The organism is Amycolatopsis pittospori, from assembly GCF_013870525.1.
GTDB lineage: Bacteria > Actinomycetota > Actinomycetes > Mycobacteriales > Pseudonocardiaceae > Amycolatopsis > Amycolatopsis pittospori.
Genome location: NZ_JACBXD010000007.1, coordinates 1 through 18,329, shown reverse-complemented (window position 1 = coordinate 18,329; position 18,329 = coordinate 1). Strand labels below are relative to the sequence as shown.

Sequence of the window (18,329 nt, the reverse complement as noted above, 5' to 3'; positions counted from 1 at the left end):
CCCAGCCCACGCACTTAGTCGACTAAGTGCGGCGGCAGAGCCTTACCGGCCGGTCCACTGGGGCGTGCGCCCAGCGGTCCAGGCCGCATAGAACTCCCCGTGGTCCTTCGCCGTCATCAGCAGAGCCTGCGTGATGGCCTCAAGCTCGATGGAACTCCCCAGGTCCATGTCCAGCTCCCGTGTCAGCAGCACCTTGGTCGTGCCGTACGCCAGCGCCGGTCCATCCGCCAGACGGCGAGCCAAAGCGGCGGCGGTGGAACCCAAAGAGTCGTCGGGAACGACCTGTGAAGCCAGGCCGATCGCCTCGGCCCGGGCGGCGTCGATCTTGTCGCCCAGCATCAGCAGTTCCGTCGCCCGTCCGAGCCCGACGAGCCGCGGAAGCAGGTACGCCGAGCCCATGTCCGCGCCGGCGAGGCCGACTTTCGTGAACAGGAAGGCGAACTTCGCCGAGGACGCCAGCAGCCGGAAGTCGCTGGCCAGCGCGATCACCGAACCGGCGCCCGCCGCGACGCCGTTCACCGCGGCGATCACCGGGATGGGGCACTCTCGCAACGCCTTCACCACGGCGCCGGTCATGCGGGTGAATTCGAGCAGTTCGGCGGATTCCATCTTCTGTAGTTCGCCGATGATCTCCTCGACGTCGCCGCCGGAGCAGAACCCGCGTCCGCGTCCGGTGACGACCAGGACCCGGACGTCGCCGCGGTGTGGTAGTTCGGCCAGGAGGTCGCGGAGGTCCGCGTAGACGTCGAAGGTGAGCGCGTTCAGTTTTTCGGGGCGGTCCAAGGTCACCGTGGCGACGCCGTCGTCCACGGTGAACTCGAAGTGCTCCCAGTCCGTCGTGATCGGCGGCGTGGCGCGGAACGGGCTCATGATTGGATCCCACCTCCATCGAGGACGAGTGTCTGTCCGTTGATCGCGGCGGCTTTGGGCGCCGCGAAGAAGGCCACCGCGTGGGCGACCTCGCCGGGTTCGAGCAGTCTGCCGAGCGGTGACGCGGCGGCGAGGGCGGCTTCCGCCTCGGCCTCGTCGCGGCCGGTCCGTTCCTGGATCCGGGCGACCGAGGCGGCCGTCATGTCCGTGCGCACGAAGGCCGGGCAGACGGCGTTCGCGGTGACGCCGGTGCCGGTGACCTCGGCGGCGGTCGCTCGCATCAGGCCGACGGCGGCGTGCTTCGACGCCGTGTAGCCGGCCGTGTAGCGGTAGCCGATATGCGACGCCGTCGAGGCGACGGTGACGATCCGGCCGGTGTCGCGGGACCGCATACCGGGCAGAACCGCCCGTGTGCACAGGAAAGCGCCGGTCGCGTTGACGTCGAGCTGCGTCCGCCATTGGTCCAGCGACGTCTTCGCCAGCGGCGCGCTCGCCGAGATCCCGGCGTTGTTGACCAGCACGTCCACCGGGCCCAGGCCGTCGAAGTAGCGTGCGACGGCGTCTTCGTCGGTGACGTCGCAGTCGGCCCGGCCGGGGGCGTGCACCTGGTCACCGGCGGCTTCGAACCGGGCGGCGATGGCCGCGCCGATCCCGCGTGTCCCGCCGGTGACGACGACGATCCTGCTCACCCTGCCTCCATCCGGCGCAGTGTGCGCCGATCGAGTTTTCCGTTGGCGGTGCGGGGGAGTTCGGTCACGAACACCACCTCGCGCGGATATTTGTGCTTCGCCAGCTGTGCTCGCGCGTGGTCCTTCAGCTCCTCCGCCGTGACGGAAGCGCCCTCGGCGAGGACGACACACGCCCGAGGGACGACCAGGCCGTCGATGGTCACGCCCAGCACAGCGCAGTCGACGACGGCGGGATGCCCGATGAGGCAGTCCTCGATCTCGCTCGGCGCGACGAACACCCCGGACACCTTCAGCAGGTCGTCGGCGCGGCCGTGGTGGTGGAAGTAGCCGTCGCTGTCGCGGCTGAACAGGTCGCCGGTGCGCAGTGTCTCTCCGTGGAACGTCCGCGCGGTCTTCTCGGCGTCCCCGTAGTACTCGCGCGCGATGGTCGGTCCGGTGACCTCCAGGGTGCCGATCTCGCCGTCCGGCAACGCTTCCCCGGTCTCGTCCAGGATCCGCGCGGTGTAGCCGGGAACCTCACGGCCGAGACTGCCGATCCGTTGCGCGCCGGGCAGATTGGAGAGGTAGATGTGGTACGCCTCCGAGGAGCCGATGCCGTCGATCACCGGGACGCCGAACAGGTTGTCCCATTTGCGATGCAGTTCCGACGGCAGTGCTTCGCCCGCGGACGTCGCGAGCCGCAGGGAACTCATGTCCACTGTGGACGCGTCCGGATGGGCGATCATCGCGCTCATCATGGTCGGCACGTTGACCAGGATCGTCGGGCGGTGCTTCTCGATCAGCGAGAACAGCAGCTCCGCCGTACTGCGCTGCGGGAACACGATGCCGGACGCGCCGACGCCGAACGGGAACAACGCGGTGAGATCGCGCGCGTACCCGAAGAACAGCTTCGGCACGGCCAGGACGCGGTCGTCCTCGCGCAGGCCGAGTACGCCGAGCGCGTACCGATCGAAGCTCTCCAGTGCGCTGCGCGCCGGGTGCACGCAGGCCTTGGGCGAGCCCGTGCTGCCGGTGGTGAACTTCCAGATCGCGATGTCGTCCAGCGTGGTCGGCGCGGCCTCCAGCTCGTCCGAAGCCGCGGCGACGAGGGCGGCGAACGAGTGCTCGCCCGGCGATAAGGCGACGTCGCCGATCACCAGCAGGTTCCGCGCACCGGCCTCGCGCAGCGCGGGAAGCGTGGAGCCGTCGGCGATGACGACCACGGCTTCGGTGTACTTCAGGTAGTACGCGTAATCCTTGGGCTGCAGAAAGGAATACACCTCGGCGGTGACCGCGCCGATCTTCTGCGCCGCGTACCAGACCGCGACGAACTCGACGCTGTCGTTCAGCGCCAGCAACACCCGTTGTCCACTTCGGACACCCAGATCCCGCAGTACGTTCCCGGCCCGGTTCACCAAGGCGGACAGCTCCGCGTAGGTGACCTCCTCGTCGCCGCAGACCAACGCCGTCCGTGCGCCAGGGAGCCGGTCGACGAAATGGGTCGCCAGGTTGAAGGTCATGCCAGCTCCCGGATCGCTTCGACCAGGATGTCGGCGAGCACGGAGAAGGTCTTCTCGCCTTCCTCGGCGGTCGCCTGGGCGGGGGTGCCGCAGTAGGCCTCGGTCATCCCGGCCGAGGCGAAGTCGGTGACCCCGCCACGCGCCAGGTCGACGTGGACCGGCGGCAGATCACGCTGGACGACGGCGTCGACCAGATCCGGCCGGTCGGCCAGCACCAGCGACGTCTCGTACTGCCCGGCGTGGCATTCCCCGGAACGGAACTCGTCGGTGAGCCGCGCCGCGTACCGGCGTCGGACCAGGTCGACGAGGCCGACGCCGTCGGTCTCCGCCACGCGACGCAGTACCGCCAGATGTGCCGGCTCGAAGTGGTTGTTGACCAGCAGGATCCTCGTCAACCCCTGCTCGGCGAGCGCGCCGCAGATGTCGGTCAGGAGCGCGTGCAGGGTTTCCTCGCCTATCGAGATCCCGCCCGCGAACCCGGCCGCGAACCGCGTCACGCCGTAGGGAACCTCGGGCAGGATCAGCACCCGCACGCCGGGGTCACCGGCCAGCCGCGCGGCGGCCCGTTCGCACATTCCCCGCGAGATCAGGGGATCGGTGCCCAGCGGGGCGTGCGGTCCGTGCGGTTCGACGGCGCCCACCGGCAGGAGCAGCACGGGTACTCGCTCACTGGACGCCAGCGCGGCGACCTGGCGCGAGCTCAAATCCGCGAAGTACGTCACTCGAATCAAGCTACACCGCAGCGGCCTGAGGTGTATAGAGTTGCGCTCATGCCCGAATCGGCCCCGCTCCACGGCGACCCAGGTCCCCAGGAACTGGTGATGACCCTGCTCGGCACCTACGTGGCGCCGCGCGAAAGCCGTCGTGTCTGGTCCGGTGGCCTGGTCGGCGTGCTGGCCGGGTTGGGCTTCTCCGACGGCGCCGCGCGGATCGCGCTGGCCAGGCTCGCCCGGCGCGACCTGCTCGCGAGACACAAGGCGGGCAGGCTCGTCCACTACTCGCTGACCCGCCGCACGATCGCGCTGCTGGAGGACGGCGACCGCCGGATCTTCTCCCTCGGCAGACGCGATCGCGAGATCGGCGAGTGGACCGTCCTGTGGCAGAGCATCCCGGAGAGCCGTCGCCAGGCTCGGGAACGGCTGGTCCGCCGGCTGCGTTTCCTCGGCTTCGGCCCGGTGCAGGACGGCACCTGGATCGCCCCGCACGACCGCGAGGCGGAGGTGCTCACCCTGCTGGCCGAACTCGACGTCTCCGAGTACGCCGGGCTGATGCTGGGTAAACCGTCCGCGGGACTCGACGTCCAGCGGTTCGCCGGCCGCGCCTGGAACCTCGACGGCCTCGCCGCGAGCTACGACGCGTTCGTCCGAGATTTCGGCGGATATTCAGGCGACCTGCCTGACGCCGAGGCGTTCCAGGTCCGAACCTGGCTGACGCACACCTTCCGCGCCTTCCCGTCGCTCGACCCGGAACTCCCGGTCGGGCTGGTGCCGGCTCCGCCGAGCCGGGCGGCCGCGGTCGAGCTGTTCCATGATCTTTACCAGGCACTTGCCCCGGCGGCACAGCGCCACTTCGACGAGGTGACAGAACCATGAACGACACCCAGGCGGCATTGAGTTACACGTCCTACCTTTCGCTGGACGAATTGCTCGACGCACAGCACCCGCGGTCCGATGAACACGATGAACTGCTCTTCATCGTGATCCACCAAGTGTATGAACTTTGGTTCAAACAAGTTCTCCACGAGGCGCTTTACCTGCAGGAGCAACTCGAGGCGGGTAACACCGCTCACGCCATCCGCACGCTGAGGCGGATTCTGACTATCTTCAAGGTGGTGGTCGCGCAGATCGATGTGCTCGAGACGATGACTCCGAGCCAGTTCACCAGTTTCCGTGCGCGACTCGACGCTTCGAGCGGGTTCCAGTCGGCTCAATTCCGCGAACTCGAGGCCGTGCTCGGCCGCCGGGACGAGCGGGTGTTCGCGCATTATCCCGAAGGCGGTGAACAGCGTGCCCGGATCGCCGGCGCGATGGCCAAGCCCTCGCTCTTCGACTCCTTCGTCACGTATCTCGCCGTGAAGGAGTACGCCGTCCCGACAGGGCGCGACGTCACCAAGCCACTCGAACCCTCTCCAGCGCTCCAAGAGGTTCTGCTGCAGGTTTATCGCGATGACACAGGGCCGTCAGTGGTGGCGGAGCACCTGGTCGACCTGGACGAAGGGATGCAGGAGTGGCGGTATCGGCACGTGAAGATGGTCGAGCGCACCATCGGAGACAAGACCGGGACGGGGGGTTCGTCGGGCGCTTCCTACCTGCGTACGACGCTTTTCAACCCGATGTTCCCGGACCTCTGGGCGGTGCGGAGCCGACTTTGACCGACCTCGACTCGCTTCGCCGCGGCCCCAACGCGCTCGCGGAGCACTACACGAAATTCGGTGTGGCGGACCGGATCCTGCTGACCGGGCACTCCCACCAGGCCTGGCCGGACGTCGCGGAGGAGGGCCTTCTCGAAGCCTTCGCGGACGCGGCCGAAGAGGTCGACACGAAGTGGGAGCGGGCGTTCGAGAAGGCCGAAGAGATGCGGGCCGGGTTCCGTGCCCTGCTCGGTGACCCGCACGGTGGCATCGCGCTCGGCGCCAGCACCCACGATCTGGTGATCCGCTTCCTGTCGGCGATGGACCTGCGCGGGCGCCCCCGGATCGTCACCACCGACGGCGAGTTCCACACGCTGCGCCGTCAGCTGGCGCGGCTGGCCGAAGAGGGCGTCGAGGTGGTCCGCGTCCCCGCGTCGCCGGTCTCCACGCTGGCCGAACGCGTCGCCGCCGAGGTCACCGAGGACACCGCCGCCGTACTCGTCTCGGCCGTGTTGTTCGAGACCTCCCGGCTGGTGCCGGGGCTGGCGCACCTCGCCGACGACTGCCTAAAGAAGTCGGTGAACCTCGTCGTCGACGCCTACCACGCGCTCGGCGTCGTCCCGTTCGCGTTGCACGACCTCGGGCTCACCAACGCCTGGGTGCTCGGCGGCGGCTACAAGTACCTCCAGCTCGGCGAGGGCAACTGCTTCCTGCGCATGCCCGCGCACGCGCAGGAACTGAGGCCGGTCGTCACCGGCTGGTACGCCGAGTTCGGCGCGCTCGCGGACGAGCGCCGTCCCGGCGAAGTCGCCTACGCTTCCGGATCGGACAGGTTCGCCGGCGCGACCTACGACCCGACGAGTCACTACCGCGGCGCGCGCGTCTTCCGGTTCTTCGCCGAACAAGGACTCACACCCCAGTTCCTGCGGGAGGTCTCGCAACACCAGGTCGGCTTCCTGGCCGAGGGCTTCGACAAGCTCGGCCTGCCCGAAGACGTCATCACCCGGGACCGGGAGACGCCGCTGGACCGTATCGGCGGCTTCCTGTCGCTGAAGTGCGCGAACGCCGGAGCGCTGCAGGCCGCCCTCGCCGAACGCGGGGTCCGGACCGACAGCCGCGGCTCGTACCTGAGGTTCGGCCCGGCCCCTTATCTGTCCGACGGTCAACTCGATTCCGCACTCCGCACCCTGGACGAGATCGTCCGCTAGATTGCGGGGTGTGGCACCGTCGCCGCCGGATGACCTTCGTGCGGAGGCTCGTGCCTTGATCCAGGAACTCCGCACGTCCGCCACAAGCGGCGTGCACTCCAGTGACAAGGAGTCACCACAGTGACCGAAGTGTTCGGCCAAGGTACCGGCCATGAACAGGTCGTCTTCTGCCAGGACCAGGCCACCGGCCTGAAGGCCATCATCGGGATCTACTCGACGGCGCTGGGGCCGTCGCTCGGCGGAACCCGGTTCTACCCCTACGAGTCCGAGGACGCGGCGCTCGCCGACGTCCTCGCGCTGTCGAAGGGGATGGCCTACAAGAACGCGCTCGCCGGGCTCGACCTCGGTGGCGGCAAGGCCGTCATCATCGGCGACCCCCACAAGCACAAGACCGAGGCGCTGCTGCGCGCCTTCGGCCGGTTCGTCCAGTCGCTGGGCGGCCGCTACATCACCGCCTGCGACGTCGGCACCTACGTCGAGGACATGGACATCGTCGCCCGCGAGTCGGAGTTCGTCACCGGCCGCTCGCCGGAGAACGGCGGCGCGGGTGACTCCTCGGTCCTCACCGCCTTCGGCACCTACCAGGGCATGCGCGCCTCCGCCGACGCCGTCTGGGGTGTCCCGGACCTCGCCGGTCGCAAGGTCGGCGTCGCCGGGGTCGGCAAGGTCGGGCACATCCTCGTGGGGCACCTGATCGAAGCGGGCGCGCAGGTGGTCATCACCGACGTCTCGCCCGCGGCGATCGAACGCACCCGCGCGGCATACCCCGCCGTCGAGGTCGTCGAAGACCTCGACACGCTGATCCGCACCGAACTCGACGTCTTCGCGCCGTGCGCGCTGGGCGGCGTGCTCACCGACGAGACCGTCGCCACGCTCCGCACCAAGATCGTGTGCGGCGCGGCCAACAACCAGCTCGCGCACCCCGGCGTCGGCAAGCAACTCGACGACCGCGGCATCCTCTTCGCGCCGGACTACCTGGTCAACGCCGGTGGCGTGATCCAGGTCGACGACGAGCGGCACGGCTTCGACTTCGCGCGCGCGAAGCGCAAGACCACGGCCATCTTCGACACCACCAAGGCGGTGTTCGCGCTGGCCAAGGCCGACGGCGTGCCCCCGGCGACCGCGGCCGACAGGCTCGCGGAACGCCGGATGGCCGAGGTCGGCGGCCTGCGATCGATCCTGACCGTGTAATCGGCCCTGTCTCGCAGGTCCCTGAACGCTATGAACGGCCCGTTACTTGCAAAATTTGCAAGTAACGGGCCGTTCATAGCACGCGGGGGCCGGGACTCAGCCGCTCTTGCGACGGAAGGTGCGCTTGTTCGCGGCCGGGCCGTGAGCGTGCAGGTTCTTGCCGCCGGCGTTCTCGTGGGCCGAGCCGGAGCGCGCCTGTGCCTGCTTGCGCTCCAACGCTTCGCGGAACTTGCGCTTGGTGTCGTCCTCTTCGCCATCCGCTGGGGACGGTGCCGGTTCAGTCATTGCTACCTCCGAGGTGACGACATGTGACAAGTCCTCAGCCTGTCAGGAACCACCCCGGTTGGCGAGTCGATTTTCCTCACCTGGGCGGCTCCGGCGGCTGGACCGGACCGCCGAACCGTACGCGGTTCCGCAGCAAGGGCCGCCAGCAGTGGTCGCACAGCAGGATCGGCTTCAGCCGGTTGCCGCAGTCGACGTGGTCCAGCGTGATGTCCGGTGCCTGCCCGGGGGTCTCGAAGCCACGGGACCACTCGGCGATGAAGGCCAGCGCGGGGAAGAACGCGAGGCCTTTCGCCGTCAGCCGGTAGTCGTGCGCGTCGGTGCGGGTCTTCGCGGCTCCCGTCCGCAGTACGCCGACGTCGACGAGTTTCGACAGCCTGCCCGAGAGCACGCTGGGGCCGATGCCGAGTTCCCGTTCGAACTCCGAGAAGTGCCGCGCCCCGAGCAGCGCGCTCACCACGAGTCCGGTCGACCAGCGGTCGCCCAGGAGTTCCATGGTGTCGGGGAAGAACATCAGCGGATCGCCCGCCAGGGACTCGGCGTCCTTGCGGCGGAAGCGTTTCGTCGCCGTCGCTTCGACGACGCCGGTGTCGTCGAGCCGCCGCGCGCGGATGTCGCGGGCGTCGACGCGGCGTTCGCAGGAAGCGCAGCCGAGGGGCGCCGAGGTGGCCAGTTCGCAGTCCAGATGGATCAGCGTCGGCAGGACGGCGCGCCGTCCCTCGACCCATTCCCGTTCCCAGGCCCAGATCGAGATCAGCAGTGGCCACAGTTCCAGCCCGCGTTCGGTGAGCCGGTATTCGTGCCGGGTGCGGCGCGCGTCGCGGTACGGCGTGCGGACGAGCATGCCCGCGTCGACCATCTCGCGCAGCCGTCCGGACAACGCGGTGGGGGAGATGCCGAGACGCAGCCGGAGTTCCTCGTAGCGGCGGAAGCGGAGGAAGAGGCTCTGCAGGATCAGCAGGGTCCACTGGTCGCCGAGCAGTTCGAGGGCCCGGCGCAGCGGGTCGCCCGCCGGCCTCACGCGGTGCGCGGTCGCCTCTGTCACGTACGTCCCCCTCAAGTGGTGTCGCGGTCAGCGTACTACTGACTACAGCAAACGAAGTCTCTTGACAGCTGACTACAGAAATCATAGTGTCTCAGCCAATCGGTCAACGCGAACCAACCCGGGGAGAACCGATGGCCAGCACCTCCGAGCAGCCGATCATGGTGGCCGCGGCCACCGGTGAACCGAAGGCCAACCCGTACCTGATGGGCGTCTACGCCCCGGTCGGCGAAGAGATCGACGCGAGCGATCTGCAGGTCATCGGCGAGATCCCCGCCGACCTCAACGGCGTGTACCTGCGCAACGGGCCCAACCCCCGGTTCGAGCCGGAGGGCCGCTACCACTGGTTCGACGGCGACGGCATGATCCACGCCGTCCACCTGGAGAACGGCAAGGCCCGCTATCGCAACCGCTGGGTCCGCACCAAGGCGTTCGAGGCCGAATCCGAGGCGGGCAAGGCGCTCTGGAAGGGCGTCATGGAGTCGCCGAAGGGCAATCCGTTCGGCAACACGCACGGCCTGAACGTCAAGGACAGCGGCAACACCGATCTGATCTTCCATCGCGGCCAGGTGCTCGCCACCTGGTACATGTGCGGCACGCCGTACGCGGTCGACCCGCTCTCGCTGGAGACGCTGGGCGCCGAGGACTTCCTGGGCACGCTGGTCGGCGACATGATGGCGCATCCGAAGGTCGACGAGCGCACCGGCGAGATGTTCTGGTTCGACTACGGGCCCAGGCCGCCGTACCTGCGTTACGGCGTGATCAGCGCGGACGGCAAGGTCGTGAACACGACCGAGATCGAACTGCCCGGCCCGCGTCTGCCGCACGACATGGCGATCACCGAGAACTACGCCGTCCTGATGGACCTCCCGCTGGTCCAGGAGATGGAGGCGGCTCGCAACGGGCGCCACAAGCTGTTCTTCGACCGGTCGCTGCCGAGTCGTTTCGGGGTGATGCCTCGCTACGGTAGCGGTAGCCAGATCCGCTGGTTCGAAGCCAGCCCGTGCTACATCTACCACGTCGTCAACTCCTGGGAGCAGGGCGAAGAGATCGTCCTCGACGTCTGCCGGGTCCAGCGCCCGCAGCCGGCGGCCGACGCGCGCACGCCGCTCGCCAAGATGCTGTCGTACCTGCGGCTGGACGCCTCGCTGCACCGCTACCGGTTCAACCTGCGGACCGGACAGTGCCTGGAAGCGCAGCTGGACGACGACAACACCGAGTTCCCGACCGTCGACTCGAGGGTGGTCGGCGGCCGGAACCGCTTTTCCTACGCGGTGCACATCTCGCCGGATTCGACGCTCAAGTTCGACGGCCTGGTGTGCTACGACAATCGTGCCGGCTCCAAGACCGAACATCGGTTCGGTCCGGGCCGGTGGGGCAGTGAGGCGCCGTTCGCACCCCGCGACGGCGCGGCCGCCGATTCCGACGACGGCTATCTGGTGACCTTCGTCCAGGACGAGCGCGAGGGGCGCTCGGAGCTGGACATCTTCGACGCCGCCGATCTCGCTGCCGGACCCGTGGCCAGGGTCCTGCTGCCCCAGCGTGTCCCGCTCGGTTTTCACGCTACCTGGGTCCGGGCGGACCAGCTGGAACCTTCCCGTAGTTGAGAATCCCCCTTTGCCGCCCGCCCACCGGAGGGGTGTGGGCAGGCGCAAAGGGGCCGAAAGCCGCCGTCCGATTCGCCCCTTCCCGGGGGAGGGGCGAATCGGGCACGGCACCAGAGGGTGGAACCAGGCCGATGACGGTCTTCGTTTTGGGCGGGGCACAGACCGATTTCGCGCGGAATTTCGCGAAAGAGGGCGGCGGACTGTTCGAGATGTTCGCCGAAGTGGTGCCGGACGCCCTGGTGGACGCGCAGGTCGAGGCGAACGAGATCGGCGTCGCGCATGTGGCCAACCTGGCCGCCGAGTTGTTCACCGGCCAGGCCCAGCTCGGTGGGCTCCTGGTGGCGGCCATCCCCGATCTCGACGGCGTGCCGAGCGTCCGGCACGAGGCCGCCTGCGCTTCCGGTGGGACGGCGGTGCTCGCCGCGAGCGCCGACATCGAATCCGGCCGCTACGACGTCGCACTGGTGACCGGGCTCGAACTCATGCGCAACACCGACGCGCGGTCCGCGGCCGGGCATCTCGGCTCCGCGGCCTGGGTCGGCGGCGAGGCGCAGTCGGCGGAATTCCCTTGGCCCGCCTTGTTCGCCGACGTCGCCGACGTCTACGACTGGCGCTACGGACTCGATCCCGCGCATCTCGGTCTGTTCGCTCAGAACGCTTTCGCGAACGCCGCGCTCAACCCGATGGCGCAGGCCCGCGACTGGAGTTTCCCCGAGGGCTCGTTCGGTCAGGACGACCGGCTGAACCCCGTCGTGGAAGGCGTGCTGCGCAAGAACGACTGCGGCCGGATCTCCGACGGCGCCGCCGCGATCGTCCTCGCTTCACCGGAATTCGCCGCTGTATGGGCGAAACGCGCGGGACGTGACCTCGCGGACGTCCCGCGATTGACCGGTTTCGGGCATCGGACGGCGCATTTGTCCTTACGTGGCAAGCTTGATCGTGCCGAAGGCCAGGAGTACCTGTTCCCGCATCTGCGCGGCGCGGTGCTCGACGCGTACCGGCGAGCTGAGGTTTCCGGCGCCGAGGAGATGGACGTCGTCGAAGTGCACGACTGCTTCACCATCACCGCGTTGGTGGCGCTGGAACATCTCGGCGCCGCACCGCCGGGATCGGCGGGACGGCTCGTCGAATCCGGCGGGATCGCGCGGGACGGCGTCCTGCCGGTGAATCCCGGCGGCGGATTGCTCGGACTCGGGCATCCGGTCGGCGCGACCGGGGTGCGGATGGTGCACGACGCCGCGCGCCAGGTGGCGGGAACCGCCGGGCCGCTTCAGGTCGAGGGTGCGCGGAACGTGCTGACCCTGAACGTCGGCGGCTCCTTCACGACCGTCGTCGCGATGGTCGTCGCCCGATGAAGCACTCACGACCGCTTCGGCCTGGCGCGGTCGGTGGGTCGGTCGGGTCGGGGATACGGTGTTGCGAAAGCCACTTTCGCAACCTTCAACGTTGCGAAAGTGGCTTTCGCAACACCTTCCGCGGGATCGAAAGCCAACGGGAGGCACGGAAACGCGCCACTGGTGCCTATCGGTGGAACCCGGATCGCCACTCACGACCGCGCGTGCGCGACGATCGTTTCGGCGATCGGTGCCCACAGCTGACGCGGCAGCTCGTGCCCCATTCCGGGGTACAGCACCAGTTCGGCGCCGGGGATCGCCTCCGCCGTCGCCTTCCCGCCGCTGACGTTGATCAGCGGGTCGCTCTCGCCGTGGATCACGAGGGTCGGGACGCGGACCTCGCGCAGTTTCGCGGTGCGGTCGCCGGAAGCGACGACGGCGGCGGCCTGCCGCAGCGCGCCCGCCGGATGATTCGCCCGGTCGTAGTTGCGGGCGGCCTTCATCCGGAGGAACTCCTCGTCGGACGGATGCCCGGGCGAACCCACGAGCTTGAACCACGTGACGCCGTCCTCGATCGCCTGCTCGCGGGTGGTGGCCGGCGGCCTGGTCAGCCCGGCCAGCGCGGCCGGTTCCGGATGGCCCACCGAAGGATCCCCGGTGGTCGACATGATCGACGTGAGGCTGAGCAGCCGCTCCGGCGAGTCGATCGCGAGTTGCTGCACGATCATCCCGCCCATGGACGCGCCGACGACGTGCGCGCGTTCGAAGCCGAGCGCGTCGAACAGCCCGGTGACGTCGGACGCGAGATCCGACAGCAGGTACGGCGCGGACGTCAGGTCCCCGGCCGCGAGCGCCGCGAGATCCGGTGCCGGAAGGTCGTCCAGGTAGGTCGAGAGGCCGATGTCGCGGTTGTCGAACCGGACGACGTGGAACCCGCCCTCGGCGAGCAGCTCGCAGAAGCCGGTCTCCCAGGTGACCATCTGGGCGCCGAGCCCCATGACCAGGACGAGTGGCGGGTTCTCCGGGGAGCCGAAGGTGTCGTACTCGAGTTCGAGGCCGTTCACACGCGCGCGGGGCATGGGGCCGATCCTCCCCGGATGTCCCCCGTCGTGCCACCGGCGAGTGCGGATACGGTAGCCCGCATGCCGACTTTCTCCGAAGACGCGAGTTCCCGGTCACGGTCGCGCGCGGCTTCCGGACGGCCGGCGGTCACCAAGGACCGGATCGTCGAGGCCGCGCTGGAGCTTTCGGCCGAGGCGGGCCTGGAGAACTGGACGTTGCGGCAGCTCGCGGCCGCGGTCGACGCCTACCCCGCGGTGGTCTACCACCACGTAGGGGACCGGGACACCGTCGTCGTCGAGGTCCTGGACCGGGTGGTCGGTCAGCTGGTCCTGCCCGACGCGACGCTGCCGTGGCGGGAATGGTTCAGCGAGTTCCTGCCGACGATGCGCACCGTGCTGCGCCGCTATCCCGGTTCGGCGCGACGGCTGGCCCTGTTCGGGCCGTCGGTCGCCGCCGCCGTGCCGACCATGGACACCGGCATCGGCCGCCTGCTCGCGGCGGGTTTCGGGGACGAGGCCCCGCTCGCCTACAACCTGCTGGTCGCCACCGCCTGCCAGTTCGTCGCGATGGAGGACGACCGCGAGAGCGCGATGGCGCTGCAGCTGGACCGGTCCGAGGGGTACGCGACCTATCGCGATCGTGGGGATCTGCCGGGGATGGCGGCGCTGGGCAGGTCGATCACCGAACTGGTCGCCGATCCGGACCTCGCGGCCGGCTACTACGAACGGCTTTACGCGTACGCGGTCGAGCGTTGTCTGGACGGTCTGGAACACCGCATCGCCCAGCTGAGTGAGCCCGAGACCGCCTTCGAGCTTTGACAGAGCCGTGACAGTGACTCGGCGTATTGTGGAGGTACACCGGTGGTCCGCCACCGGCCCGGAGCCCCTGGCACCAACCTCCCCCTCGAGGTGCCGGGGGCTTCTCCCCTGATCGCCGTCAGTTCCGCGAAACGCCGCGCTGGATCTCGGGGAACACTTCACCGACCAGCGTGACGAGCGACTTGCTGAGCAGGGTGTGCACCTGCTCGCGATTGAGCGAACCGCGGACGAGCCATTCCCGGCCCGCCGCCTTGACCATCCCGCCGAACGCGCGGACCAGCGCGTTCAGTTCCTGGCCGTGTTCGCTCTCGCGGGACAGGCCGACCGCTTCCAGCACCCTGTCCGCCGATTCGCGATCGGCCTCTTCGAGGATCTGCTCGACTTCGAGGTCCCGGCCGATGCCTTCCGGCGCGATCGCGGCCAGCCACATCTTCTCCTGGCTGGTGACCATGTCCAGGAACCAGTCGATGGCGACGTCGGCGCGCAGTTCGAGCGGGCCTTCGGGGAGGATCTCGACGGCGAGGCGCGGCACGGTCAGCGCCCGCCGGATGATCTCCAGGTACAGCTCGCGTTTGGTGCCGAAGTAGTGATTGATCAGGCCCCTGGCCACCCCGGCGTCGGCCGCGATGTCCGAAGTGGACACTTCCGAGTACGGACGGTCCCCGAAAAGGCGCGCCGCGCAGGCGAAGATCTGTTCCTTACGCTCGTCCGGTTCCAGTCTCCGCCATCTCGGCGCCGGCTCGGTGGTCATGGGACCAATCTTCCCACGATCGATTCAGCCCGGCCGGACGGTCGCTGAAGGCCGCGCTTGGCCGGTGCTTAGCCCGCGCCTAGCGGTCTCGGACATCGTCCCCCCGGCGGTCGAGGCGTTCGTCCTCGGCGCGGAAGGGAACGATGATGAGGAAACGTCTCGCCGGGATGCTGGCCGCGGTGGCCTGCTGCCTAATGGTGGGTGTCGCCCCCGGCGCCCAGGCCGCGGAACCCGATCCGGTCGCCATCCAGGAGGCGCTGGCCAGAGTCGCGGCCACCGGGGTGATGACCGACGCCGACCGGGCGATCATCCAGACCGATCCCGAACTCGCGCAGACCGTGATCGACCCGGGCAAGACCGAGGTCACGGACGTTTCGAACGAGACCCCGGGCCCGGCACCGGTCCAGGGCAAGACTTCCTGCACACACGCGGACCGCTACATCGTGTATCGCAGCACCCTCGGCTTCAAGACCGCCGAGTGGCATATGCGCGTCGACTGGTGCTACAACGGCAAAACCGTGTCGAGCGTGACCCGTGACGCCTACATCGCGAAGTACGACAAGGCGACGATCCGGTACAAGGGCGAGATCAAGAACAGTCTCCAGTACCGCCCCGGCAACGTGAACGCGCGTACTTACATGCAGGGCCACCTCGAACAGTGCGTCGTGAAGTACGGCTGCTACGCGAACTACTACCCGTTCCAGGATTTCACGGTCGGGAACAACGGCAGTTACGCGCTCATCCAGCGCAAATGACCGGGTACACCGGGGTCCTGACCTGTGACATTTAAAAGCAAAGTGTCAGTTAATCCCGCGTGTACCGTCTGTTGGCCCGCTGGTCTTTACCGTCTTCCTTCAGGTGGCATGCCGTGCGCGCTGTCGGGGCGCGTTTGCCTCCTACCGGCCCGGCCTGGCGAGTAACCCCCCCTAGCTCGCCAGGCCCGGGCCTTCTTCTCGCGGTGCGGGGCGTTCGGCGGGCAAGAGCAGCGTGAACGTCGTGGGCGACGGGCTCGTCAGCCGCAGTCGTCCGCCCTCCGCCTCGGCCAGGCTCCGCGCCAGGCGCAGGCCGATCCCGTGACCTTCCCGCTCCTCGGTCTCTTCCCGGTTCGTGTCGAACGGATCGTTCCCGTCCGCGAGCGCGCCCTCGTCGCTGACGTCGATCGCCAGCGCGTCCCCGGCGTCGCGTGCGAGGACGCTGACCGTGCCGCGCCCGTGCGTCGCCGCGTTGTCCAGCAGTACGGCGAGCACCTGCCGCACCGCCGCGTCGGCCGCCCTCGCCGGCAGGGCCTCGCGGCCGCTGATCCGCAGCGCCCGGCCGCGTTCGGCGAGCAGGCCGTGCCAGGTCTGGCGGACCTCCTCGAACAGTTTGCCCAGGTCGAGCAGGGCACGCGGGGCCCTGGTCTGCTTGGCCAGCGCCAGCAGGTCGTCGATGGTGCGTTCCAGCCGGTCGGCCGAGGCGATGCCGTCCCGGATCGTCGCGTAGGGATCGCGGTCCGGGCTCTCCAGCGCCGCCTCCAGCTGCAGCCGCAGCCCGGTCAACGGCGTCCGCAGCTGATGGGAGGCGTCGGAGGAGAAGGTCCGTTCGCGTTCCAGCGTCTCGCCGATCCGGACCGACGTGACGTCGAGCGCTTCGGCGACCTGATCGATTTCGGGAACGCCGGTGCGGGCCGCGCGCACGGTGAAGTCGCCTTCGCCGAGGCGCTCGGCCGTGACGGCCAGGTCCTCCAGGGGCCGCGCCAGCCGGCGGGAGATCCGGAGACCGATCAGCCAGCTCGCCCCGATCGCGACCCCGCCGAGCCCCGCCATCTTCAGCCAGGTCAGCCAGATCCGCCGGTCCAGTTCGATCCGCGGATGGGCGGCGCGGATCACCCCCACCAGGGAGGAGCCGCTCAGCACCGGGACGGCGAGGACCACCTCGTCGCCGAGCGTCCCGGTCGCCATGTCGGTGTGGTGCGCCTGGCGCACGTAGTCGTCGGCGGTCGCCGGACCGTCCCCGACCAGGAGTTTCCCGGTCGGGGTGTAGATCGCGACCTTGATACCCCGGATCCGCGACCGTTCCTCGTCCGCGCCCTCGTCCTCGTTCTCGGGGCGCGGCGGTTTCAGCACCGGCGTCCGGCCGTTGGCGAGGTCGCCGGTCGCGTCGAGGACGACGGTGTCGGCGGCCCGTTCGAGGTCGTGCGTCGACATGCTCTCGTGGAATTTGGCGACCGCGAGGGCCAGTGGCACTCCGAAGAGGGTGATCGCCAGCACCGCGGCCAGCACGGTGAGGGTCACGATCCGGCGGCGCACGGACGACAGTGTGGCCGACCGGCGCGAGGATCACCCGCCGGACGCGATATTTTGCCGTCCGTTGACCTGGGATCAAGGCGATGTTGACCCCGTTCGCCTTACCTTGGGGCCATGCGCCGACGTGCCGCCGTAATGGCAGGCCCGGGGCCCGGATCCGTCCCCCTCGTCCGGTTCGCCGTCCCGGGCGAATGTGTGGCCGTGCTGCCCTCCGGAGGTGGCGATCTCCCCTCCGGTGGCGACGGCGTCGGAGTGCTGCTCAGGCGCGGGAACCTCTTCGGCCACCTCACCGTCGAGCAGAACGTGGTGCTGGCCGGCAGGCTCGCCGCCCGCCGCGCCCCGGAGAACGCCGCCGAACTGCTGGAGCTGGCCGGGCTGACCGGCCGCGGCGACGCCTACCCGGGCACACTGTCGATCATGGAAAGCGCGCGGGCCGGGGTCGCCGTCGCCCTGGCCGGGGCACCCGAGGTCGTCGTCGCCGACGAACCGGCGGGCGAACTCGACGGGCTCGCCGCCCTCGAACTCATGGACCTGCTGCGTGCCGTCGCGAGTCGCGGGACGGCCGTCGTCGTGGCGACCCGCGATCCCGACGTCGCCGCCGCCGCGCACCGGATCGTGAGAGTGGCGTGACGGAGCCCCTGGTCCGCACGAACGAATTGGCGCACACCTATGGCACCGGCGTGACCGCGGTGGTCGCCGTGCACGGTGTGAGCTGCGTGATCGGTGCCCGGACCCGGGCGGTGGTGACCGGGCGGGCCGGGACCGGGAAGACCACGCTGCTGCATCTGCTCGCCGGGATGAAGAAACCGACGGCGGGCACGATCGACTGGCCCGCGTTCGCGCCGTCGCCCCCGGGACCCGATCTGGTCGGGCTGGTCCTGCAGGACGGCGGCCTCCTGCGCGACCTCGACGTCCGGCTCAACGTCGCGCTGCCGCTGGTCCTCGCGGGCCGGACCGGCACCGCGGTCCGCGACGCCGTCGACCATGCCCTGGACCTGGCGGGGCTGACCGGCCTCGCGAAGAAGGCGCCCCGGGACCTGACCGGGGAACAGATCCGGCTGGCCATGCTGGCCAGGGCGCTCGCGCCGGCTCCCAGGCTGATCCTCGCCGACGACCCGGCGGGCTGGCTGGACCGGCCCGCGGCGGAGCGGTTGATGGGCAGGCTCGTGCAGGCGGCGGACCGGCTGGCGGCCGGGTTGCTGGTGGCCACCACCGAGCCCGCGCCGGACGGGTTGTTCGACGACCGCTGGGCGATGGTCGACGGGAAGCTGGTGCAGGACCTGTGATCGCCGCGATGGCGCTGTGGGTCGGCGGGATCGCGCGAGTGCGACCCGCCCGGCT

Annotated in this window: 19 protein-coding genes; 10 read left to right on the top strand and 9 right to left on the bottom strand. The window is 69.3% G+C overall.

Features of this window, described 5'->3' with window-relative positions:
• Positions 1-42: 42 nt before the first annotated feature.
• The 4 genes from H5J31_RS05600 to H5J31_RS05585 are packed head-to-tail and all read right to left on the bottom strand — an operon-like array spanning position 43 to position 3,780.
• Entirely contained in the window at positions 43-870 is an 828-nt protein-coding gene (locus tag H5J31_RS05600) for an enoyl-CoA hydratase family protein (RefSeq protein WP_181771375.1), read from the bottom strand.
• Positions 867-1,559: an SDR family NAD(P)-dependent oxidoreductase gene (locus H5J31_RS05595; protein ID WP_181771374.1), complete on the bottom strand. Its 693-nt coding sequence runs from the start codon at positions 1,557-1,559 to the stop codon at positions 867-869. Before H5J31_RS05595 ends, H5J31_RS05600 begins: the two co-directional genes overlap by 4 nt.
• A complete protein-coding gene (locus H5J31_RS05590) occupies positions 1,556-3,058 on the bottom strand; it encodes a benzoate-CoA ligase family protein (RefSeq protein WP_181771373.1) in 1,503 nt (500 codons plus the stop codon). The genes H5J31_RS05595 and H5J31_RS05590 overlap by 4 nt, the downstream gene beginning before the upstream one ends.
• On the bottom strand, positions 3,055-3,780 hold the full coding sequence (locus H5J31_RS05585) for a creatininase family protein (RefSeq protein WP_181771372.1): 726 nt from the start codon (positions 3,778-3,780) through the stop codon (positions 3,055-3,057). Before H5J31_RS05585 ends, H5J31_RS05590 begins: the two co-directional genes overlap by 4 nt.
• Positions 3,781-3,828: 48 nt before the next feature.
• On the opposite strand from H5J31_RS05585, the gene H5J31_RS05580 reads away from it, so the two are divergent.
• The 4 genes from H5J31_RS05580 (at position 3,829) to H5J31_RS05565 (ending at position 7,807) form a co-directional block, all read left to right on the top strand.
• Positions 3,829-4,650, top strand: coding sequence for a PaaX family transcriptional regulator (locus H5J31_RS05580; protein WP_181771371.1), 822 nt, complete (start codon positions 3,829-3,831; stop codon positions 4,648-4,650).
• Positions 4,647-5,429: a tryptophan 2,3-dioxygenase gene (locus H5J31_RS05575; protein WP_181771370.1), complete on the top strand. Its 783-nt coding sequence runs from the start codon at positions 4,647-4,649 to the stop codon at positions 5,427-5,429. Before H5J31_RS05580 ends, H5J31_RS05575 begins: the two co-directional genes overlap by 4 nt.
• The gene (locus tag H5J31_RS05570) at positions 5,426-6,616 is read left to right on the top strand and encodes a PLP-dependent aminotransferase family protein (RefSeq protein WP_181771369.1); all 1,191 of its coding nucleotides are present in this window, start codon (positions 5,426-5,428) and stop codon (positions 6,614-6,616) included. Before H5J31_RS05575 ends, H5J31_RS05570 begins: the two co-directional genes overlap by 4 nt.
• 120 nt (positions 6,617-6,736) lie before the next feature.
• The gene (locus H5J31_RS05565; RefSeq protein ID WP_181771368.1) at positions 6,737-7,807 is read left to right on the top strand and encodes a Glu/Leu/Phe/Val family dehydrogenase; all 1,071 of its coding nucleotides are present in this window, start codon (positions 6,737-6,739) and stop codon (positions 7,805-7,807) included.
• Positions 7,808-7,903: 96 nt separating this feature from the next.
• On the opposite strand, the gene H5J31_RS05560 is transcribed toward H5J31_RS05565, so the two are convergent.
• Both H5J31_RS05560 and H5J31_RS05555 read right to left on the bottom strand, forming a co-directional pair.
• The gene (locus tag H5J31_RS05560; protein ID WP_076164687.1) at positions 7,904-8,092 is read right to left on the bottom strand and encodes a DUF5302 domain-containing protein; all 189 of its coding nucleotides are present in this window, start codon (positions 8,090-8,092) and stop codon (positions 7,904-7,906) included.
• Positions 8,093-8,168: 76 nt separating this feature from the next.
• Positions 8,169-9,134, bottom strand: a complete 966-nt coding sequence (locus H5J31_RS05555) for a winged helix-turn-helix transcriptional regulator (RefSeq protein WP_181771367.1) — start codon at positions 9,132-9,134, stop codon at positions 8,169-8,171.
• Positions 9,135-9,265: 131 nt separating this feature from the next.
• Here H5J31_RS05555 and H5J31_RS05550 point away from each other — a divergent pair, with 131 nt between their 5' ends.
• Both H5J31_RS05550 and H5J31_RS05545 read left to right on the top strand, forming a co-directional pair.
• Complete coding sequence (locus tag H5J31_RS05550) at positions 9,266-10,738, top strand: carotenoid oxygenase family protein (protein ID WP_181771366.1); 1,473 nt, start codon at positions 9,266-9,268, stop codon at positions 10,736-10,738.
• A gap of 131 nt (positions 10,739-10,869) precedes the next feature.
• Positions 10,870-12,093 (top strand): acetyl-CoA acetyltransferase, encoded by a 1,224-nt coding sequence (locus H5J31_RS05545; RefSeq protein ID WP_181771365.1) that lies wholly within the window; start codon positions 10,870-10,872, stop codon positions 12,091-12,093.
• Positions 12,094-12,284: 191 nt separating this feature from the next.
• Here the strand turns inward: H5J31_RS05545 and H5J31_RS05540 are convergent, their stop codons facing one another.
• Complete coding sequence (locus tag H5J31_RS05540; RefSeq protein ID WP_181771364.1) at positions 12,285-13,151, bottom strand: alpha/beta fold hydrolase; 867 nt, start codon at positions 13,149-13,151, stop codon at positions 12,285-12,287.
• Positions 13,152-13,214: 63 nt separating this feature from the next.
• Between H5J31_RS05540 and H5J31_RS05535 the strand changes: the two genes are divergently transcribed.
• Complete coding sequence (locus H5J31_RS05535) at positions 13,215-13,952, top strand: TetR/AcrR family transcriptional regulator (RefSeq protein WP_181771363.1); 738 nt, start codon at positions 13,215-13,217, stop codon at positions 13,950-13,952.
• A 118-nt stretch (positions 13,953-14,070) separates the two neighbouring features.
• Here the strand turns inward: H5J31_RS05535 and H5J31_RS05530 are convergent, their stop codons facing one another.
• Complete coding sequence (locus H5J31_RS05530) at positions 14,071-14,703, bottom strand: TetR/AcrR family transcriptional regulator (RefSeq protein ID WP_181771362.1); 633 nt, start codon at positions 14,701-14,703, stop codon at positions 14,071-14,073.
• 146 nt (positions 14,704-14,849) lie between these two features.
• Between H5J31_RS05530 and H5J31_RS05525 the strand changes: the two genes are divergently transcribed.
• Positions 14,850-15,458 (top strand): hypothetical protein, encoded by a 609-nt coding sequence (locus H5J31_RS05525; protein WP_181771361.1) that lies wholly within the window; start codon positions 14,850-14,852, stop codon positions 15,456-15,458.
• A gap of 171 nt (positions 15,459-15,629) precedes the next feature.
• Here the strand turns inward: H5J31_RS05525 and H5J31_RS05520 are convergent, their stop codons facing one another.
• Positions 15,630-16,991 (bottom strand): sensor histidine kinase, encoded by a 1,362-nt coding sequence (locus H5J31_RS05520; RefSeq protein WP_181771360.1) that lies wholly within the window; start codon positions 16,989-16,991, stop codon positions 15,630-15,632.
• Positions 16,992-17,102: 111 nt separating this feature from the next.
• On the opposite strand from H5J31_RS05520, the gene H5J31_RS05515 reads away from it, so the two are divergent.
• Together H5J31_RS05515 and H5J31_RS05510 are read left to right on the top strand one after the other, a co-directional pair.
• Positions 17,103-17,618, top strand: coding sequence for a P-loop NTPase family protein (locus H5J31_RS05515; RefSeq protein WP_236004735.1), 516 nt, complete (start codon positions 17,103-17,105; stop codon positions 17,616-17,618).
• Positions 17,615-18,274: an ATP-binding cassette domain-containing protein gene (locus H5J31_RS05510; protein WP_181771359.1), complete on the top strand. Its 660-nt coding sequence runs from the start codon at positions 17,615-17,617 to the stop codon at positions 18,272-18,274. Before H5J31_RS05515 ends, H5J31_RS05510 begins: the two co-directional genes overlap by 4 nt.
• Positions 18,275-18,329: the final 55 nt, after the last annotated feature.

Coding starts and splice junctions, on each gene's coding strand:
- H5J31_RS05600 (WP_181771375.1), bottom strand. CDS start 870: ATGAGCCCGTTCCGCGCCACGCCGCCGATCACGACGGACTGGGAGCAC.
- H5J31_RS05580 (WP_181771371.1), top strand. CDS start 3,829: ATGCCCGAATCGGCCCCGCTCCACGGCGACCCAGGTCCCCAGGAACTG.
- H5J31_RS05575 (WP_181771370.1), top strand. CDS start 4,647: ATGAACGACACCCAGGCGGCATTGAGTTACACGTCCTACCTTTCGCTG.
- H5J31_RS05540 (WP_181771364.1), bottom strand. CDS start 13,151: ATGCCCCGCGCGCGTGTGAACGGCCTCGAACTCGAGTACGACACCTTC.
- H5J31_RS05545 (WP_181771365.1), top strand. CDS start 10,870: ATGACGGTCTTCGTTTTGGGCGGGGCACAGACCGATTTCGCGCGGAAT.
- H5J31_RS05560 (WP_076164687.1), bottom strand. CDS start 8,092: ATGACTGAACCGGCACCGTCCCCAGCGGATGGCGAAGAGGACGACACC.
- H5J31_RS05530 (WP_181771362.1), bottom strand. CDS start 14,703: ATGACCACCGAGCCGGCGCCGAGATGGCGGAGACTGGAACCGGACGAG.
- H5J31_RS05590 (WP_181771373.1), bottom strand. CDS start 3,058: ATGACCTTCAACCTGGCGACCCATTTCGTCGACCGGCTCCCTGGCGCA.
- H5J31_RS05515 (WP_236004735.1), top strand. CDS start 17,103: ATGCGCCGACGTGCCGCCGTAATGGCAGGCCCGGGGCCCGGATCCGTC.
- H5J31_RS05525 (WP_181771361.1), top strand. CDS start 14,850: ATGAGGAAACGTCTCGCCGGGATGCTGGCCGCGGTGGCCTGCTGCCTA.
- H5J31_RS05535 (WP_181771363.1), top strand. CDS start 13,215: ATGCCGACTTTCTCCGAAGACGCGAGTTCCCGGTCACGGTCGCGCGCG.
- H5J31_RS05550 (WP_181771366.1), top strand. CDS start 9,266: ATGGCCAGCACCTCCGAGCAGCCGATCATGGTGGCCGCGGCCACCGGT.